General features: G+C 43.7%; 12 protein-coding genes. 8 read left to right on the top strand and 4 right to left on the bottom strand.

What is annotated here, in order from left to right; genetic code table 11:
• The first annotated feature begins 34 nt into the window (after window positions 1-34).
• The 8 genes from cmoM to Xedl_RS02785 all read left to right on the top strand — a co-directional run bounded on the left by cmoM (window position 35) and on the right by Xedl_RS02785 (window position 11,761).
• On the top strand, window positions 35-820 hold the full coding sequence (gene cmoM, locus Xedl_RS02750) for a tRNA uridine 5-oxyacetic acid(34) methyltransferase CmoM (RefSeq protein WP_074022522.1): 786 nt from the start codon (window positions 35-37) through the stop codon (window positions 818-820).
• On the top strand, window positions 817-2,139 hold the full coding sequence (mukF, locus tag Xedl_RS02755) for a chromosome partition protein MukF (protein ID WP_074022523.1): 1,323 nt from the start codon (window positions 817-819) through the stop codon (window positions 2,137-2,139). The genes cmoM and mukF overlap by 4 nt, the downstream gene beginning before the upstream one ends.
• Entirely contained in the window at window positions 2,120-2,842 is a 723-nt protein-coding gene (gene mukE / locus Xedl_RS02760) for a chromosome partition protein MukE (protein ID WP_074022524.1), read from the top strand. Before mukF ends, mukE begins: the two co-directional genes overlap by 20 nt.
• The gene (gene mukB / locus Xedl_RS02765) at window positions 2,839-7,302 is read left to right on the top strand and encodes a chromosome partition protein MukB (protein WP_074022525.1); all 4,464 of its coding nucleotides are present in this window, start codon (window positions 2,839-2,841) and stop codon (window positions 7,300-7,302) included. The genes mukE and mukB overlap by 4 nt, the downstream gene beginning before the upstream one ends.
• Before the next feature lie 170 nt (window positions 7,303-7,472).
• Window positions 7,473-8,186 carry an acid phosphatase AphA gene (gene aphA / locus Xedl_RS02770; RefSeq protein WP_074022526.1) on the top strand — a complete coding sequence of 238 codons (714 nt, stop codon included), beginning with the start codon at window positions 7,473-7,475 and terminating at the stop codon, window positions 8,184-8,186.
• A gap of 284 nt (window positions 8,187-8,470) precedes the next feature.
• Window positions 8,471-10,189 carry a L,D-transpeptidase gene (gene ldtD / locus Xedl_RS02775; protein WP_074022527.1) on the top strand — a complete coding sequence of 573 codons (1,719 nt, stop codon included), beginning with the start codon at window positions 8,471-8,473 and terminating at the stop codon, window positions 10,187-10,189.
• Window positions 10,190-10,534: 345 nt separating this feature from the next.
• Window positions 10,535-11,083, top strand: a complete 549-nt coding sequence (gene mepK, locus Xedl_RS02780; protein ID WP_074022528.1) for a peptidoglycan L,D-endopeptidase MepK — start codon at window positions 10,535-10,537, stop codon at window positions 11,081-11,083.
• 45 nt (window positions 11,084-11,128) lie between these two features.
• A complete protein-coding gene (locus Xedl_RS02785; RefSeq protein WP_074022529.1) occupies window positions 11,129-11,761 on the top strand; it encodes an MBL fold metallo-hydrolase in 633 nt (210 codons plus the stop codon).
• A gap of 89 nt (window positions 11,762-11,850) precedes the next feature.
• On the opposite strand, the gene Xedl_RS02790 is transcribed toward Xedl_RS02785, so the two are convergent.
• The 4 genes from Xedl_RS02790 to pncB form a co-directional block, all read right to left on the bottom strand.
• Window positions 11,851-13,041 (bottom strand): amino acid aminotransferase, encoded by a 1,191-nt coding sequence (locus Xedl_RS02790; protein WP_074022530.1) that lies wholly within the window; start codon window positions 13,039-13,041, stop codon window positions 11,851-11,853.
• 243 nt (window positions 13,042-13,284) lie between these two features.
• Window positions 13,285-14,391 (bottom strand): porin, encoded by a 1,107-nt coding sequence (locus Xedl_RS02795; RefSeq protein ID WP_083600259.1) that lies wholly within the window; start codon window positions 14,389-14,391, stop codon window positions 13,285-13,287.
• 308 nt (window positions 14,392-14,699) lie between these two features.
• Window positions 14,700-16,100 (bottom strand): asparagine--tRNA ligase, encoded by a 1,401-nt coding sequence (asnS, locus tag Xedl_RS02800; RefSeq protein WP_074022531.1) that lies wholly within the window; start codon window positions 16,098-16,100, stop codon window positions 14,700-14,702.
• Between the two features lie 220 nt (window positions 16,101-16,320).
• Window positions 16,321-17,535, bottom strand: coding sequence for a nicotinate phosphoribosyltransferase (gene pncB, locus Xedl_RS02805; RefSeq protein ID WP_074022532.1), 1,215 nt, complete (start codon window positions 17,533-17,535; stop codon window positions 16,321-16,323).
• Window positions 17,536-17,601: the final 66 nt, after the last annotated feature.

The raw sequence follows: 17,601 nt of genomic DNA on the forward strand, positions 1-17,601 counted from the left end.
AATTAAACTTAGCTTATAAGTGGGGCGTCTTTTCATGCGGGATCGCAATTTCGATGATATTGCAGACAAATTTTCGCGTAATATTTACGGCACAACCAAGGGTCAAATCAGGCAGGCCGTCGTCTGGCAGGATATTAACGAATTGCTGAATCATTTGCCTCGACGTCCTTTACGCATTTTGGATGCGGGGGGAGGTGAAGGTAATATGGCCTGCCAATTAGCTGAATTGGGACATCAGGTCATACTTTGTGATCTCTCAAAAGAGATGATCCAGAGAGCAGAATATAACGCTGAAGAGCGGGGTGTTCTCAATCAAATGCAATTTATCCAAAGCTCAGTACAGGAAATTCACCAGCATATTGAACAGCCCGTCGATTTGATTTTATTTCATGCTGTATTGGAGTGGATCACCGACCAAAAAGAAGCAATAGAAACATTGGAAGAGATAATAACGCCTGGTGGTGCACTTTCATTAATGTTTTATAATGCTAATGGGCTGGTCATGCGTAACGCCATCTTGGGTAATTTTCATTTGGCGACACCTAATATCCAGCGTCGTCGAAAACGTTCTCTATCGCCACAAAATCCATTAATGCCGGAACAGGTATATCAATGGCTAACTGAACTTAAAATGGAAATCACAGGTAAAACAGGCGTGAGAGTTTTTCACGATTACCTGCAAAGTCGTCAATTGCAAAACACCGATTTTCCGGCGTTGCTTGAACTTGAACAGCGTTATTGCAGACAGGAGCCCTATATCAGCCTGGGGCGTTATATTCATGTGATGGCACGCAAGCCTACCTTAAAGAGCGAATTATGAGCGAATATTCCCAGACGGTTCCTGAACTTGTGTCCTGGGCCAGAAAAAATGATTTTTCAATTTCGTTGCCACCAGAACGGCTAGCTTTTTTGCTGGCTATCGCCGTATTGAACAGTGAACGACTCGACGGTGAAATGAGTGAAGGAGAGCTGGTGGATGCCTTTCGTGAAGTATGTAAAGGTTTTGAGCAGACTTCGGAAGCGGTATCTGTCAGGGCGAATAATGCCATTAACGATATGGTTCGCCAGAAATTACTTAACCGTTTTACCAGTGAATTGGCGGATGGTAATGCCATTTATCGTCTGACGCCACTGGGAATTGGCATCAGTGATTATTACATTCGCCAGCGTGAATTCTCCACATTGCGCCTTTCCATGCAGTTATCCATCGTTGCCAACGAATTGCATCGAGCGGCAGAGGCAGCCGAAGAAGGGGGTGATGAATTACATTGGCATCGCAATGTTTTTGCCCCTCTCAAATATTCTGTTGCTGAAATTTTCGACAGCATTGATATGTCCCAGCGTTTAATGGATGAACAGCAAAACAGCGTAAAAACCGATATTGCCGCACTACTTAATCAGGATTGGCAGGCTGCTATCGCTAATTGCGAACAACTGCTGTCTGAAACTTCCGGCACACTGCGGGAACTTCAGGATACGTTGGAAGCTGCGGGCGATAAATTGCAGGCTAATCTATTACGCATCCAGGCCGCGAATATGGACAGCGGCGGCTCTGACCTGGTGGATAAACTGATTTTTGACTTACAAAGCAAACTGGATCGCATTATTAGTTGGGGGCAACAAACCATCGATCTGTGGATAGGTTATGACCGTCATGTTCACAAATTTATCCGAACCGCCATTGATATGGATAAAAACCGCATTTTTGCCCAGCGCCTTCGTCAATCCATTCAACACTATTTTGACAATCCGTGGGCACTGACTGTCGCTAATGCAGAACGTTTTCTGGATATGCGTGACGAAGCGCTGACTCTGCGCAATGAAGAGGTAATGGGAGAATTACCATCAGAAATGGAATACGAAGAGTTTAGTGAAATCAATGAACAATTAGCTGAAATGATAGAGCAGGCGCTGGCTGTTTACCAACAGGCAAAACTTCCTCTGGATCTGGGGGCTGTACTGCGCGATTACCTTGCCCAGTATCCACGTAAACGCCATTTTGATGTAGCACGTATTTTGGTGGATCAAGCAGTAAGATTGGGCGTTGCAGAAGCAGATTTCTCTGGTTTACCAGCGGAATGGTTAGCGATTAATGATTACGGAGCCAAGGTGCAGGCACATGTCATCGACACATATTGAACAATTTATGCCAGTGAAACTGGCTCAGGCATTATCCAATACCCTTTTCCCTGAATTAGACAGCCAACTACGAGCCGGGCGTCATATCAGTCTGGATGATCTTGATAATCATGCTTTTTTGATGGATTTTCAGGAAGAGTTGGAGACGTTTTATGCGCGTTATAACGTCGAGTTAATCCGTGCACCAGAAGGTTTTTTCTACCTGCGTCCCCGTTCGACGACGCTGATCCCGCGATCTGTGCTGTCTGAATTGGATATGATGGTGGGTAAGATCCTGTGCTACCTCTACCTCAGCCCAGAGCGCCTGTCCAATCAGGGAATATTTACCTTTCAGGAATTGTACGAAGAATTACTGTCATTGGCAGATGAAAATAAGCTCGTGAAATTAGTGAACCAGCGTTCGACGGGTTCAGATCTGGACAAACAGAAATTGCAGGAGAAAGCGCGCACTGCCTTAAACCGTTTACGCCGTCTGGGTATGGTTTATTTCCTGCAAAACGACAGCAATAAATTTACGATTACCGAAGCGGTATTTCGCTTTGGTGCAGATGTACGCAGCGGTGATGACCCACGCGAGGCACAATTACGGATGATCCGTGATGGTGAAGCCATGCCAGTGGAAGGGGAAACATCGCAGGAAGATAATGAACATGAAGAAGCATCGGGGCATTCAGCAGAAGGTGCGGAGGATGAACAGTCATGATTGAACGCGGTAAATTTCGCTCACTGACGTTAATTAATTGGAACGGTTTTTTTGCCAGAACGTTTGATCTTGACGAACTTGTGACGACCTTATCCGGCGGTAATGGTGCAGGTAAATCAACGACAATGGCGGCGTTTGTGACTGCACTGATCCCTGATTTAACATTGCTCCATTTCCGCAATACGACAGAAGCGGGAGCAACTTCGGGTTCACGCGATAAAGGGTTGCACGGTAAGTTGCGGGCAGGTGTTTGTTACTCCACGCTGGATGTTGTTAATTCTCGTCATCAACGCATCATCACCGGAGTCCGTTTACAACAAGTGGCAGGACGTGATCGAAAAGTTGATATTAAACCATTTATGATCCAAGGGGTTCCGGCATCGATTCAGCCAACACAGTTATTGACTGAAAATATCAACGAACGTCAGGCGCGGGTGCTGCCCTTAAATGAATTAAAGGAACGCCTTGATGAGATGGACGGTGTTCAGTTCAAACAATTTAACTCGATTACAGATTACCACTCCCTGATGTTTGATTTGGGTGTGATCCCAAAACGTTTGCGTTCCGCGAGTGACCGCAGCAAGTTTTATCGCCTGATAGAAGCATCGTTATATGGCGGAATTTCCAGTGCGATTACCCGCTCATTGCGTGATTATTTACTGCCGGAAAACAGTGGCGTCAGAAAAGCATTTCAGGATATGGAAGCCGCATTGCGTGAGAACCGTATTACGCTGGAAGCTATCCGTGTTACCCAATCTGACCGTGATCTTTTCAAGCACCTTATCACAGAAGCCACGGCTTATGTGTCTGCTGACTATATGCGTCATGCTAATGAACGCCGCGTTCATCTGGATGAAGCATTGGCTTTGCGCAATGAATTATTTGGCAGTCGCCGCCAATTGGTCACTGAACAATATCGCCATGTTGAAATGGCGAGGGAACTGGCAGAACAAAATGGTGCCTCTTCTGATTTAGAAATGGATTATCAGGCAGCCAGTGATCACCTTAATCTGGTGCAAACGGCGATGCGTCAGCAGGAAAAAATCGATCGCTATCAATCGGATATTGAAGAGCTGACCTACCGACTGGAAGAACAGGGTGAAGTTGTCGAAGAAGCGAAAGAGCTTCAGGCGGAATATGAGGCTACATGTGAAGCAGCAGAACAAGAAGTTGATGAGCTAAAAAGCCAGCTTGCTGACTACCAACAAGCTTTAGATGTTCAGCAAACGCGCGCTATTCAATATCAGCAAGCATTGAAAGCGTTGGAGCGTGCCCGTGAATTTTGCCAGCTTCCCGATCTGTCAATAGAAAATGCTGACGAGTGGCAGGAAACTTACCTGGCCAAAGCACAGCAAGCGACAGAAACTTTGTTGGCCTTGGAACAGAAATTGAGCGTCGCCGACGCAGCGCATAGTCAGTTTGAGCAGGCTTACCAACTGGTAAAAAGCATCGTTGGTGACGTGAGCCGCAGTGAAGCGTGGCAAGCCGCTCGTGAAGCATTGCGTGAATGGTCATCCCAGCGCCATCTGGCTGAACGAGTCCAACCTTTGCGTATCCAGTTGTCCGAGTTAGAGCAACGTCTGAATAGTCAGCAAAATGCAGAACGTTTGCTGGAAGAGTTCTGTAAGCGTCATAACCAGCAATATCAGGCAGAAGACTTAGAGGCGTTACAAGGTGAACTGGAAGCTCAGTTAGAAGAATTGAGCCTGGGCGCCAATGAAAGCGGTGAACGTCGTATTCAAATACGTCAGGAATTTGAACAGCTCAAGCAAAAAATTCAGGGATTGACGGCACGGGCTCCAGTGTGGTTGGCGGCACAGGAAGCCTTGAACCAGCTTAGTGAACAATGCAATGAAACATTCGAAAATAGTCACGATGTGACTGAATATATGCAGCAATTGCTTGAACAAGAGCGCGAAATCACGGTCGAGCGTGATGATATTGCTGCACAGAAACGTGAACTGGAAAAACAGATTGAGCGTCTGAATCAACCGAGTGGTGCCGAAGATAGCCGATTGCTGGCATTGGCAGAACGTTTTGGTGGTGTTTTGCTGTCTGAAATTTATGACGACATTACCATTGATGACGCACCTTATTTCTCCGCACTGTATGGTCCTGCGCGTCACGCAATTGTTGTGCCTGATCTCTCACTGGTTCGTTCCCATCTGGAAAAATTGGAAGATTGCCCGGAAGATCTCTATTTGATCGAAGGCGACCCACAGTCTTTTGACGATAGCGTATTCCATTTTGAGGAGCAGGAAAACGCAGTTCTGGTGAAATCATCCGATCGCCAATGGCGTTATTCCCGTTACCCTGAAGTGCCGTTATTTGGACGGGCAGCGAGAGAAAGTCGTCTGGAAGCACTCGGTCTTGAGCGTGATACGCTGGCAGAGCGCTACGCGACACGTTCATTTGATGTGCAGAAAGTTCAGCGTGCACATCAGGCTTTCAGCCGTTTTGTGGGTAAACATCTCTCTGTTGCATTTGATGATGATCCAGAAGCGGAAATTCGTCGCCTGAGTCAGCGTCGTACTGAACTGGAGCGTGAGTTATCTCAATTTGAAACCCAGGCTCAGCAACATCAGCAGAAACTGGTTCAGGTGAAAGAGAGCCTGGCAGTATTGAATCGCCTGATCCCACAAGCAACGATTTTGTTGGATGAAACCCTGCTTGATCGAGTGGAAACAGTGCGTGAAGAAATGACGGAGGCTCAAGAGGCTGCGCGTTTCCTGCAACAACACGGTAAAGCCTTAGCTAAACTTGAACCATTGGTTTCGGTCTTGCAAAGTGATCCACAGCAACATGAACAGTTGCAGCAGGATTATGAACTCGCGAAACACAGCCAGAATCAGGCTAAACAACAAGCCTTTGCCTTGACAGAAGTTGTGCAACGCCGTGCGCATTTCAGTTATAGCGACTCTGCCGGTATGCTCAGTGAAAATACCGACCTGAACGACAAACTACGTCAACGCCTTCAACACGCAGAATCTGATCGTAGTCGTGCGCGTGAAAGGTTGCGCCAGCAACAAGCCCAATATGCGCAGTTCAACCAAGTATTGGCATCATTGAAGAGTTCTTATGACACTAAGCAAGATATGTTGAAAGAACTTGAGCAGGAGATGAAAGATATTGGTGTGCAGGCAGATGCTAACGCTGAAAGCCGAGCGCGTGAACGTCGTGATCAGCTTCATGCTGCTGTGAATGCTAACCGTTCCCGCATTAACCAACTGGAGAAACAGATCGCGTTCTGTGAGGCAGAAATGGAAAACCTCCAGAAGAAACTACGTAAATCTGAACGTGATTATTACCAGAAACGTGAACAAGTCGTCTCTTCTAAGGCGGGTTGGTGTGCAGTCATGCGTATGGTGAAAGACAATGGCGTTGAACGTCGCTTACATCGACGCGAACTGGCCTATATGGATGGTGATGAGCTGCGCTCAATGTCGGATAAAGCACTGGGAGCATTGCGTCTGGCTGTTGCTGATAATGAACACCTGCGTGATGCGTTACGTTTGTCCGAAGATCCAAAACGCCCTGAACGTAAGATCCAATTTTTCGTGGCGGTTTATCAACATCTGCGCGAACGTATCCGGCAGGATATTATTCGTACGGATGATCCGGTCGATGCTATTGAACAGATGGAAATTGAGCTGGCGCGTTTAACCGAAGAATTAACCGCCCGTGAGCAGAAACTGGCGATTAGTTCCAAAAGCGTGGCAAATATTATTCGCAAGACCATTCAACGTGAACAGAACCGTATCCGTATGCTGAACCAGGGATTGCAGACGGTTTCTTTTGGACAGGTTGGCGGTGTGCGCCTGAATGTGAATGTGCGTGAAAGTCACTCCTGCTTGCTGGATGTGCTTTCTGAGCAGCAGGAACAGCATCAGGATCTGTTCAGCAGCCAGCGCTTGACCTTCTCCGAAGCGATGGCGAAGCTTTATCAGCGTTTGAATCCACAAATCGATATGGGGCAGCGTCTACCGCAAACCATTGGTGAAGAATTACTGGATTACCGCAATTACCTTGCGTTAGAAGTTGAAGTCAACCGAGGTTCGGATGGTTGGCTGAAAGCGGAAAGCGGAGCACTTTCTACCGGAGAAGCGATTGGTACGGGGATGTCTATTCTGGTGATGGTCGTACAGAGTTGGGAGGAGGAATCCCGTCGTCTGCGTGGTAAAGATATTTCACCATGCCGGCTGCTGTTCCTTGATGAAGCTGCCCGATTAGATGCGAAATCAATTGCAACGCTATTTGAGTTATGCGAACGCTTACATATGCAGTTAATTATTGCTGCGCCGGAAAATATCAGCCCAGAAAAAGGGACAACCTATAAACTGGTACGTAAGATTTTCAATAACCAAGAACATGTACATGTTGTTGGACTGCGTGGTTTTGGGCAGGATATTCCGGTGACTGAGCAGTCACAAACACAGGCTCTGCCTATATTGCAAGAATAACTTCATCATTGAATGATATTTCTGCTAAGAAAGGGGCATATTATGTCCCTTTCTTAATTGAGGGAAAATCCATTTGGATATTTATCGCCTTGTGCGGGATGTCTCGTTTTGATGTGATGATAAGGTTTACTATTTCGCACCGTTACTACTAATATAAGAAAGGAATAGCGATGCGTAAAGTTACCCTGGCATTCAGTGCAATTGTGCTTGTTTTTGGTTTGAACAGCATGGCACAAGCAAAAATGTTTATGCCTGAGCAAGTTAATTCAGGCGTTTCTGTGGCAGATTTAGCCCAACGCCATGCCGTGCATTGGGTATCCGTAGGGCAGATTAAGCGCAGTCTGCAAAATCAACCCGCAATGGCGGTAGGTTTTGATATTGATGATACCGTACTGTTTTCAAGTCCAGGTTTTTATCGTGGCAAATTGGAATACTCGCCTAATGATAATAGTTATCTGAAAAACCCAGTATTTTGGGAAAAAATGAATAATGAGTGGGATAAATTCAGTATGCCAAAAAAGATCGGCATTGAATTGGTTCAGATGCATTTGAAGCGAGGCGATGATATTTATTTCATTACCGGCCGTACAAAGACTAAAACAGAAGCCGTGACCAAATACTTACAGGAAAACTTGCATATTCCAGCCGATAAAATGAATGCTGTTATTTTTGCGGGTGATGAACCGGGTAAAAATAATAAAATCAGTTGGATGAGAGAGCATAAATTGAAGATTTATTATGGAGATGCAGATGCTGATATTGCCGCTGCTCGTGCATTAAATATCCGTGGTATTCGTATCCTGAGAGCATCAAACTCTTCTTATCAGCCTTTACCTAAAGCTGGCCGGTTTGGAGAGGAAATAGTCATTAATTCTGAGTATTAATCTTAAAATTCGCTACAGAATTTAGCACAATATACTTTGACTAAAGGCACCAAAAGTGCCTTTTCCTTTTTTTAAACTATTATAATTTAAATTATTATGATTAAAATTTTATTTTTCTTAGCTTTTATTTTGCCTGGTGGGATAAAATATGCCTAGGCAAGCATCCTATCTAAAACCGTAATTATGTATATAATTACCAGTATTCTTTCTGATAAAATAGGCCTGCGGATACTTATAATAAGTCATTGGATAGCTACACACATAATAAAGTGAGGTGAGCTCTTATGGTGAAGAACACAGTCAGGTTACTGAAAGTTTCTTTTATCTGTAGCACATTAGCGGTATCAGAGGGCATCTTTGCAAATCAACAAAATGAACTGTCATCGAATGATATACAACAATTACCAGCAGAACAAAAAAAAGTAGGTTCTATTATTTTATCTGATAAGGCAGTTTCTGTTTCTCCAGTAATTTCTATTGATGAGAGTCGAAAACAGTTACAGATTTGGTTACCACAACAAATAAAACCGATATTCTTTGAACAATTAGCAAATTTATATGTTAACAATAAAATGCAACCATTATGGTCAGATAAAAAAGCCATTAAGCAGTTTGAAGATCAATTAGTTGAAATTTCGCTGGCTGGTTTTCAACCTCAATTTGAAAAATGGCTGATACAACTTCATCATCCTGAATTAAGTGAAATGGGGCGTGATGTTATCTTATCTGATGCTATGTTAGGTTATCTCCATTTTATTAATAATATTGATAAAAAAGGGAGTTCATGGTTATACAATAAATCTTCTTATAAGATTGAATTACCTTCATCCCATTTAATTCATATATGGCAACAACATATCAATAATAATAGTACTTTTTCTTATATTACGAGCTTATCACCGAATCATCCTATGTATCAAAATATGCGTAAGGAGATGCTGGTTCAATTGGCCAATCAAGGGTCGTGGAGTGAGTTTTCATTTCAAGGAACTCTAAGGCCTGGACAAAGTAGTGAGAGTGTTATTGTATTAAGGAAAATATTAGCTCGTTCAGGGGTATTGGATTTATCTGCTACCAAATCCGATAATAAAATTTATGGTAAAGAATTAACAGAAGCTGTAAAACGTTTTCAAGCCTTACATGGATTATCAGCCGATGGCGTTATCGGCAAATCGACTAAAGTATGGTTAAATACAACACCACAAACCCGTGCTCGTATTATGGCATTGAATATTCAACGACTACGGATTATCCCTGGAGGTATTCCGACAGGTATTTTAGTTAATATTCCTAATTACTCACTTTTCTATTACTTAGATGGCAAAGAGGTATTGAGTTCTAAAGTGGTCGTTGGACGCCCCAGCCGAAAAACACCGATCATGAGTAGTGAATTAAATAATGTGGTGATCAATCCTCCGTGGAATGTACCAACCAGCATGACTCGAAAAGATATTGCTCCAAGGGCGATGCGTGACCCTGGTTATTTTCGCACGCGTGGTTATACGGTTTTTTCCAATTGGAGTCATGACGCTAAAGTTATCGATCCTTCATCGATTAACTGGCAAGTAATAACACCGGGTAATTTCCCCTATCGTATTAGGCAAGCACCAGGCCCAACTAATTCATTGGGGCGTTTTAAATTCAATATGCCAAATTCAGAAGCTATTTATTTACATGATACACCTAATCAGGCTTCTTTCGGTCGAGAAATGCGGGCTGTTAGTTCTGGTTGCGTACGTGTCAATAAGGCTCCTGAATTGGCTAATATGCTGTTGGGAGATGCAGGTTGGGATAGAACTAAAGTCAATAGTTCATTGAAAACATGGTCAACAAAATATGTTAATATTCCCCAAAAAATCCCTGTTTTCCTCTACTACCAAACAGCGTGGGTTGATGAAGGAGGAAAACCGCAATATCGAGATGATATCTATAGTTATGATATGAATGCAAGACAGCATTCAGAGTCCCTTGCCAAGATCTTGGTAGCCAGAAATGATTTATAGTTTCTGGCGTTACTAATAAGACTTAAAGAAATAAATGTTACGTTGATATCTACATTATAAACGGAGATGGAAATGATATTTTCGTCTCCGTTATTTTTATTACTCATTATTTTAAAAGTATTTTTTACTATGATCTTTTTTATGCGCTGTTTCGCTTTTGATCTGCGATTTTAATATTATTTAAATTATGTTAGATAGATCACAATAATAAGACGATGAATTTACAGTAACATACAAAATGATTGAAACTATCTTTTATTTTTTGATGTCTTATTACTCGGTTAGAGCAAATTATTAATGTGTTTAGATAATTAACATATTAAAGAATAGCAGGGCATATTATCCATGAATAACATTGATCATAATCGCCGAAAGTGGCTCGGTATAAGTTTGGCTGCATTGGGTTTTAGTTTATTACCTCAATCAGCTTTGGCGGCGTTGACAACGCCACGTCCGCGAATTTTACGTTTTGATAACCTGCATACCGGAGAAAAACTCAAAGCAGAATTTTTTGATGGTCATCGATATAATAAGTCTGAATTATCTCGACTGAATTATTTATTCCGCGATTTTCGTCAAAATAAGGTTAAAACCATTGACCCGAAATTATTCGATCAAATTTATTTATTACAAATGATGATGGGAATAAATAAGCCTGTCCAATTAATTTCAGGCTATCGTTCTCAGGCGACAAATAATATGTTGCGCCATGCCAGTGGTGGAGTGGCAAAACATAGTTACCATACCCGTGGGAAAGCAATGGATTTCCACATTGATGGTGTCCAGCTCGCACATATTCGTAAGGCGGCACTAAAAATGCGGGCAGGGGGAGTAGGATTTTATCCAAAGAGTAATTTTATTCATATTGATACAGGTCCGGTCAGGACGTGGTAATCTTATTACCAACAATAAGTCTTGATTGTGGAGTGAAATAGTGTAATGAAATACCACATTATCCCCGTTACGATGGCGATGCAAAATTGCACATTGATTTGGTGTGAAGAAACTCAGGAAGCGGCGATTGTTGATCCTGGTGGTAATGCTGAACAACTTATCGCTGAGATAGAGCGTCGTGGGTTGAAACTCACCCAAATTTTGCTGACGCATGGTCACTATGATCATGTAGGGGCTACTGTCGAAGTCGCGAAGCATTTTGATGTGCCTGTTTACGGGCCACATAAGGGAGATGCATTTTGGATAGAAGGTTTGGAGATCCAATGCCAAATGTTTGGTGTTGAGCCATGTCCCTCTTTTACGCCAGATCGTTGGTTGGATGAAGGCGATACACTGAAAATTGGCAGTATCGAGCTATCCGTTTTACATTGTCCGGGGCATACACCAGGGCATATTATCCTGACTAACCACACCGATAAAATCGTTTCAATGGGAGATGTGTTGTTTAAGGGGAGTATTGGTCGCACTGATTTTCCGGGCGGAAATTATGATGTATTGATTCAATCTATTAAGGAAAAGGTATTGCCATTGGGGGACGAGTATCAATTCATACCTGGTCATGGTCCAATGTCAACATTAGGACATGAACGGAAAACCAATCCGTTCTTACAGGATTAATCGCAAACATTTTTCTTGCCTTAAATAGATGTTCGGGTAAAGAAGATAAAAGCCGCTTTGTCAGCGGCTTTTGGGAAATTCAGATGAGACTAGAGTACTGCAACGATAGCTTCACACAGAGGAACCATATTCTCCAGTGTCAGACCCGCTACGTTGATACGGCCAGAGCTGACCGCGTAAATACCATACTCTTCACGCAGGCGATCGACTTGTTCTTTAGATAATCCACTGAATGAGAACATACCATTCTGGGCGCTAATAAAGCTAAAGTCTTGCTGCGCCCCTTTTTCTTGCAAGGTGTTTACAAATAGTTGGCGCATACGCTGAATGCGTTCGCGCATGGTTGCCAATTCCTGAACCCATTCGGCTTTCAAGTCATCATTGGACAAAATGGTGGTAACAACGGAAGCACCGTGTGCTGGTGGGTTGGAGTAGTTGGTACGCACAATAGATTTTGCCTGGCTGAATGCTTTTTCTGCGGTATCGCTGTCCGTTGCAACGATAGTGCAAGCGCCAACACGTTCATTGTACAAACCAAAGTTTTTGGAATAAGAGCTGGCAACGATTAACTCATTGTGGTTTCTGGTAAAAATACGCAGACCTTCGGCATCTTCATCCAATCCCTTAGCAAAACCCTGGTAAGCAAAGTCGAATACTGGCAACCAGCCATTTGCAGCAGATAAGTCTGCCAGCTTCTGCCACTGTTCAGCAGTTGGATCGATACCTGTTGGGTTATGGCAGCAGCCATGCAGCAGAACAACATCACCGGCTTGCGCTTCAGACAAACTTGCCAGCATCCCATCGAAATTCAGGGCGTGATTTTCTGCATCGTAATAATTGTATTCGCGGATCTCTAAACCCGCGCTGGAGAAAACGCCTTTATGGTTTGGCCAGGTTGGGTTGCTGATCCAGACACGCTTTGCATCAGTCTGTTTAGCGATAAAGTCAGCGGCAATGCGCAGTGCGCCGGTTCCGCCTGGGCTTTGTACCGTACGGGCACGTTTGTCAGTGACGATAGGGCTGGTTTTGCCGAAAAGCAGTTCCTGAGTAACACGGCCAAATTCAGGTAATCCACTAATTGCCAGATAGTTTTTGGTAGTTTCGTTTTCCAGCAGGAACTTCTCTGCTTTTTTAACGGTAGTCAGAACAGGGGTTTTACCTGTTTCGTCTTTGTAGACTCCGATACCCAGGTTAATTTTATTTTCACGGGGATCTGCTTTAAAGCTATCCGCTAAACCAAGAATCGGGTCGGCAGGCGCTGCTGTGATTTTTTCAAACATTTTTTTGATTCCAAGACTCGGAGAGTTAAGCCCAAAATAAGTGATACGTCGCTCAGGGTAACCTTAAGGAATCCATTTGCCAACCACTTGTAGCAAAAAGAATAAAATCTTGTGAAGTAGTTTACGGAGTGAAAAAAAGAACCTGAAAAAACAAAGAAATAAAACGTAAAAAGCAGCGCCGAAGCGCTGCTTTTTCTGAGATAAATGTGTTTAACTTTTCGTTAAACAGTTTATCAGCAGTAATTAGAACTGATAAGTCAGGCCAACACCGAATACGTTGCGAGCGTTTGCATCGCCCCCTTCGTTTTTGTCCAACAGGTTGATTTTGTAATCAACATAGGTAGACAGGTTTTTGTTAAAGTAGTAGTAAGTACCTACAGAAACATATTTAACCAGATCAGCGCTGTAGCGTTTTTCACCTTCACCCAGTTCTTTACCTTTAGATTGAACGTAAGCCAGAGATGGTTTCAGGCCAAAATCAGAGAACAGGTATTGTGCAACCACTTCAAAGTTCTGAGTTTTGTTAGCGATACCTTCCACTTTCTTACCATCAAACAATGCTGAACCTGGGGTCATATTACGGGTTTCGCCGTACATTGCTGCCAGGTATACGTTGTAAGCATCGTATTTAGCACCGATGTTCCATGCTTCAGCACGTTCGCCTTTAGCATATCCATCATTCCACTGACCATTTGCACGAGTAGAATTAGCGTAAGAAGCACCAACAGTGATACCGTAACCTACTTTATAAGTAGTTGCCAGACCGTAGCCATCGCCATTTGCTGTAGCGCCACTACGTTTATTTTTAGTACGCTCGCTGTTTTGACCTTGGTATTGCAGGGCAAAGTTCAGACCGTCAACCAGACCGAAGAAATCAGTGTTGCGGTAAGTCAACAGGCCAGTAGCACGGCCAGTCATGTAGTTATCAGTGTGAGCCATGGAATCGCCACCGAAGATTGGCAGTACGTCAGTCCATGCGTTGATGTCATAGTTTACGCCGTAGTTACGGCCGTAATCCAGTGAACCGTAGTTAGCAAATTTCAAACCAGCGAAAGCCAGACGAGTAGCAGTATCTGCACCATCAGCTTCTGTACCCTTAGCCTTCAGGTTGTATTCCCAACGACCAAAGCCAGTCAGTTGGTCAGAGATCTGGGTTTCGCCTTTGATGCCGATACGCGCATAAGAATTGTCGCCATCTTCGCCGCTTCTTTCGTCAGCGATCTGGTGACGAACGTCTACTTTACCGTACAGATCCAGTTTATTGCCATCTTTGTTAAAAATTTCAGCCGCGTTTGCTGTACCAGCAGCCAGCAGAGCTGGAATTACCACTGCAAGAATATTGCGTTTCATTATTATTACCCTCATTGGTGTTATCTAGACACCTGCCACTGCCAGAAATAGAACACTAAAAAATTTTGGAACTATTTGTGGGTCTCGAGTGTCTTATTAGTCGGCGACCAGTTTTCCATTGGAAATGAATTTTATCTACCCTCAAAATGCTACAAAAGCACAGAATCAGTAACAAAGTGAAAATAGATGTTTCAAAATGTAAATATCAGGGAACTTTTTTAGTGTGCTTTTCGCTATAAAATAAAAAAAGCCAACTTTTGTTGGCTTTTCATTGGATTGATTTTTGGCTCGTTTATTGAGCTAATTCATTAGAAACTTGCATTTCTTGGTGTCCGTGGGAATGGAATAACGTCACGAACGTTGGATACGCCAGTAACATAAGCGACCAAACGCTCAAAGCCTAAACCGAAACCGGCATGAGGGACGGTGCCGTAACGACGCAGATCACGATACCACCAGTAATCTTCTTTATTCAGTCCCATTTCTTCCATACGCTGATCCAGCATATCCAGACGCTCCTCACGCTGGGAACCACCGATAATTTCACCGATGCCTGGAGCCAATACATCCATTGCCGCAACGGTTTTGCCATCTTCGTTCATGCGCATATAGAAAGCTTTGATGTCTTTTGGATAGTTTTTCATGATCACTGGCGCCATAAAATGTTGCTCTGCCAGATAACGCTCATGCTCCGATGCCAAATCCACACCCCAGAAAACAGGGTTTTCAAATTGCTGGCCACAATTTTCCAGAATTTCTATTGCATCGGTGTAATCCAACTGAACGAAATCTGAATCAACGAATTTTTCCAGACGAGTGATAACTTCACTATCAACGCGTTCTGCAAAGAAAGCCAGATCATCAGCACGCTCTTCTAATGCAGCTTTGAAAACATATTTCAGCATTTCTTCTGAGAGTTTGGCGATATCATTCAGATCGGCAAATGCCACTTCTGGCTCAACCATCCAAAACTCTGCCAAGTGGCGGCTGGTATTGGAATTTTCTGCGCGGAAAGTGGGCCCGAAGGTATAGATTTTGCTCAATGCACAAGCATAGGCTTCACCGTTCAACTGGCCGGAGACAGTAAGGAAAGCTTCACGGCCGAAAAAGTCCTGACTGAAATCCACTTCGCCCTTATCTGTGCGTGGCAAGTTTTGCAGATCCAAAGTGGAAACGCGGAACATTTCACCAGCACCTTCTGTATCTGATGCGGTAATCAGTGGAGAGGATACCCAGAAGAAGCCTTTTTCATGGAAAAAACGATGCAGGGCTTGGGCCAGTGTATGACGAACACGGGCAACTGCGCCGATCAAATTGGTGCGTGGGCGAAGATGGGCCACTTCACGCAGGTATTCAATACTGTGGCGTTTGGCCGCCATTGGGTAAGTATCCGGATCATCAACCATGCCAACAACAACGACTTTAGTGGCCTGCAATTCAAAATCCTGTCCTTTACCTTGCGATTCCACCACTGTACCGGTGATTTCGACAGAACAGCCCGTGGTTAAATGTAATATTTCATCCTGATAATTAGGTAAATTATTATTAACGACGGCCTGTAATGGATTAAAGCAGGAACCGTCATAGACGGCGAGGAACGAGATACCAGCTTTAGAATCTCTCCTTGTACGTATCCAACCGCGAACGGTGACTTCGTTGCCAACCGGAACCCGGCCTTGCAGTACATCGACTACAGGCGCTACGCTCATAAATTTCTCTCTTTTTTATATAGTGGATTAATAACTAGATAGATTTACCAAATACTCCTGAATTCAGGAGCAGATCGCCTATCTTACTTGTCATCTCTCAGGAAACAAGAGGAAATTGCGGGTCTTAATGAGGAAACAGGGGGAAAAGTTGTGTTTTTATTTGCGTAACCAACATGAAGCCGGTTACGCAAAAGATAATTAGCCTGTTATGCCGTTTTTTCTATACCACTTTCTCTATATCAGGAATGTCGAATGCCCGACGTAACCTATTGACAAACTCATCATCTTCACAAATGGTTTTCCCGGGGCTATCCGACAGTTTTGCCACGGGTTTACCATTGCATTCGACAAGTTTGATAACAATATTCAGGGGTTTTATGCCCGGAATATTACAGGTCAGTCGTGTACCAATGCCGAAAACAACATTAATTCTCTTGTGGAAATGGTGATACAGTGCCAGTGCTTTTTGCAGATCCAAACTGTCAGAGAACACCAATGTTTTCGTCATTGGAACGATACCCAGTGATTGGTAATGGGCTATCGCTTTTTCACCCCATTCAATAGGATCACCTGAGTCATGGCGCAAGCCCCGGTAGGCAGTTGCTAATGGTTTGTCAAAATCTCGCAGAAAAGCATCCATTGTGATGCAGTCAGTCAGGGCGATGCCTAACTGGTTTGGATACTCATTCAGCCAGGTTTGCAGCGCTGCTCTCTGGCTATTGGCAAGTTCCGGGCTAATTTGTTGGTGAGCCTGAAACCATTCATGGGCTTGTGTGCCGAGGGGAGGGAGATCAAGCTGTTCCGCCAGTTGATAATTACTGGTTCCAATAAAATAAGGGAAGCTATTTTTTAACTCATTGATAATGGCATATTGCACGGCGTGTGAAAAACGACGGCGCGTACCAAAATCCATTAATTTAAAACCGGATAGATCGATATTTTTTTCCGCGGCGTCTTTGTAAAACAGCTCAATCAGTTTTCTCAACTGAATAACGGCGCTTTCAGGTGTTATTTCAGGTGAGCGATGACGATGAACCAATTCACTGATTAGGGCAAGTAAGGGCACTTCCCACAAGATAACTTCGTGCCATAAACCGGAAATGCGAATGGCTAATTGCCCTTCATGGGTAACAGAAATTTCGACTTGTTTAGGATTAAAACGAAACGTTTTACACCAGTTCAGGTAATCCTCTTTAAAGAACGGGAGGCGAGAAAGATAATCAACTTCGCGTTCTGTCAATGCTAAGTCTGCCATCATGTCAATTTGATGACGTAATGGCTCGGCGTATTCTCCGAGCCGTTCATCACCACGGCAACGAAATTCGGCAACAACAGGAATATTGTTGTAATGGTGGTACACTGCTTGTTGCATGTGAAACTTATAGGCATCAGTATCAAGCAGTGATTTGATAATCGGGGTAGCGTCTAAAGTCATGGCGCGTCAGGCATCCTCGCGGAGCATATTCGTGTCAGCTAAATCGATAAAGTCGGGAAAGTATAC

The sequence above is a fragment of the Xenorhabdus eapokensis genome (assembly GCF_001908105.1).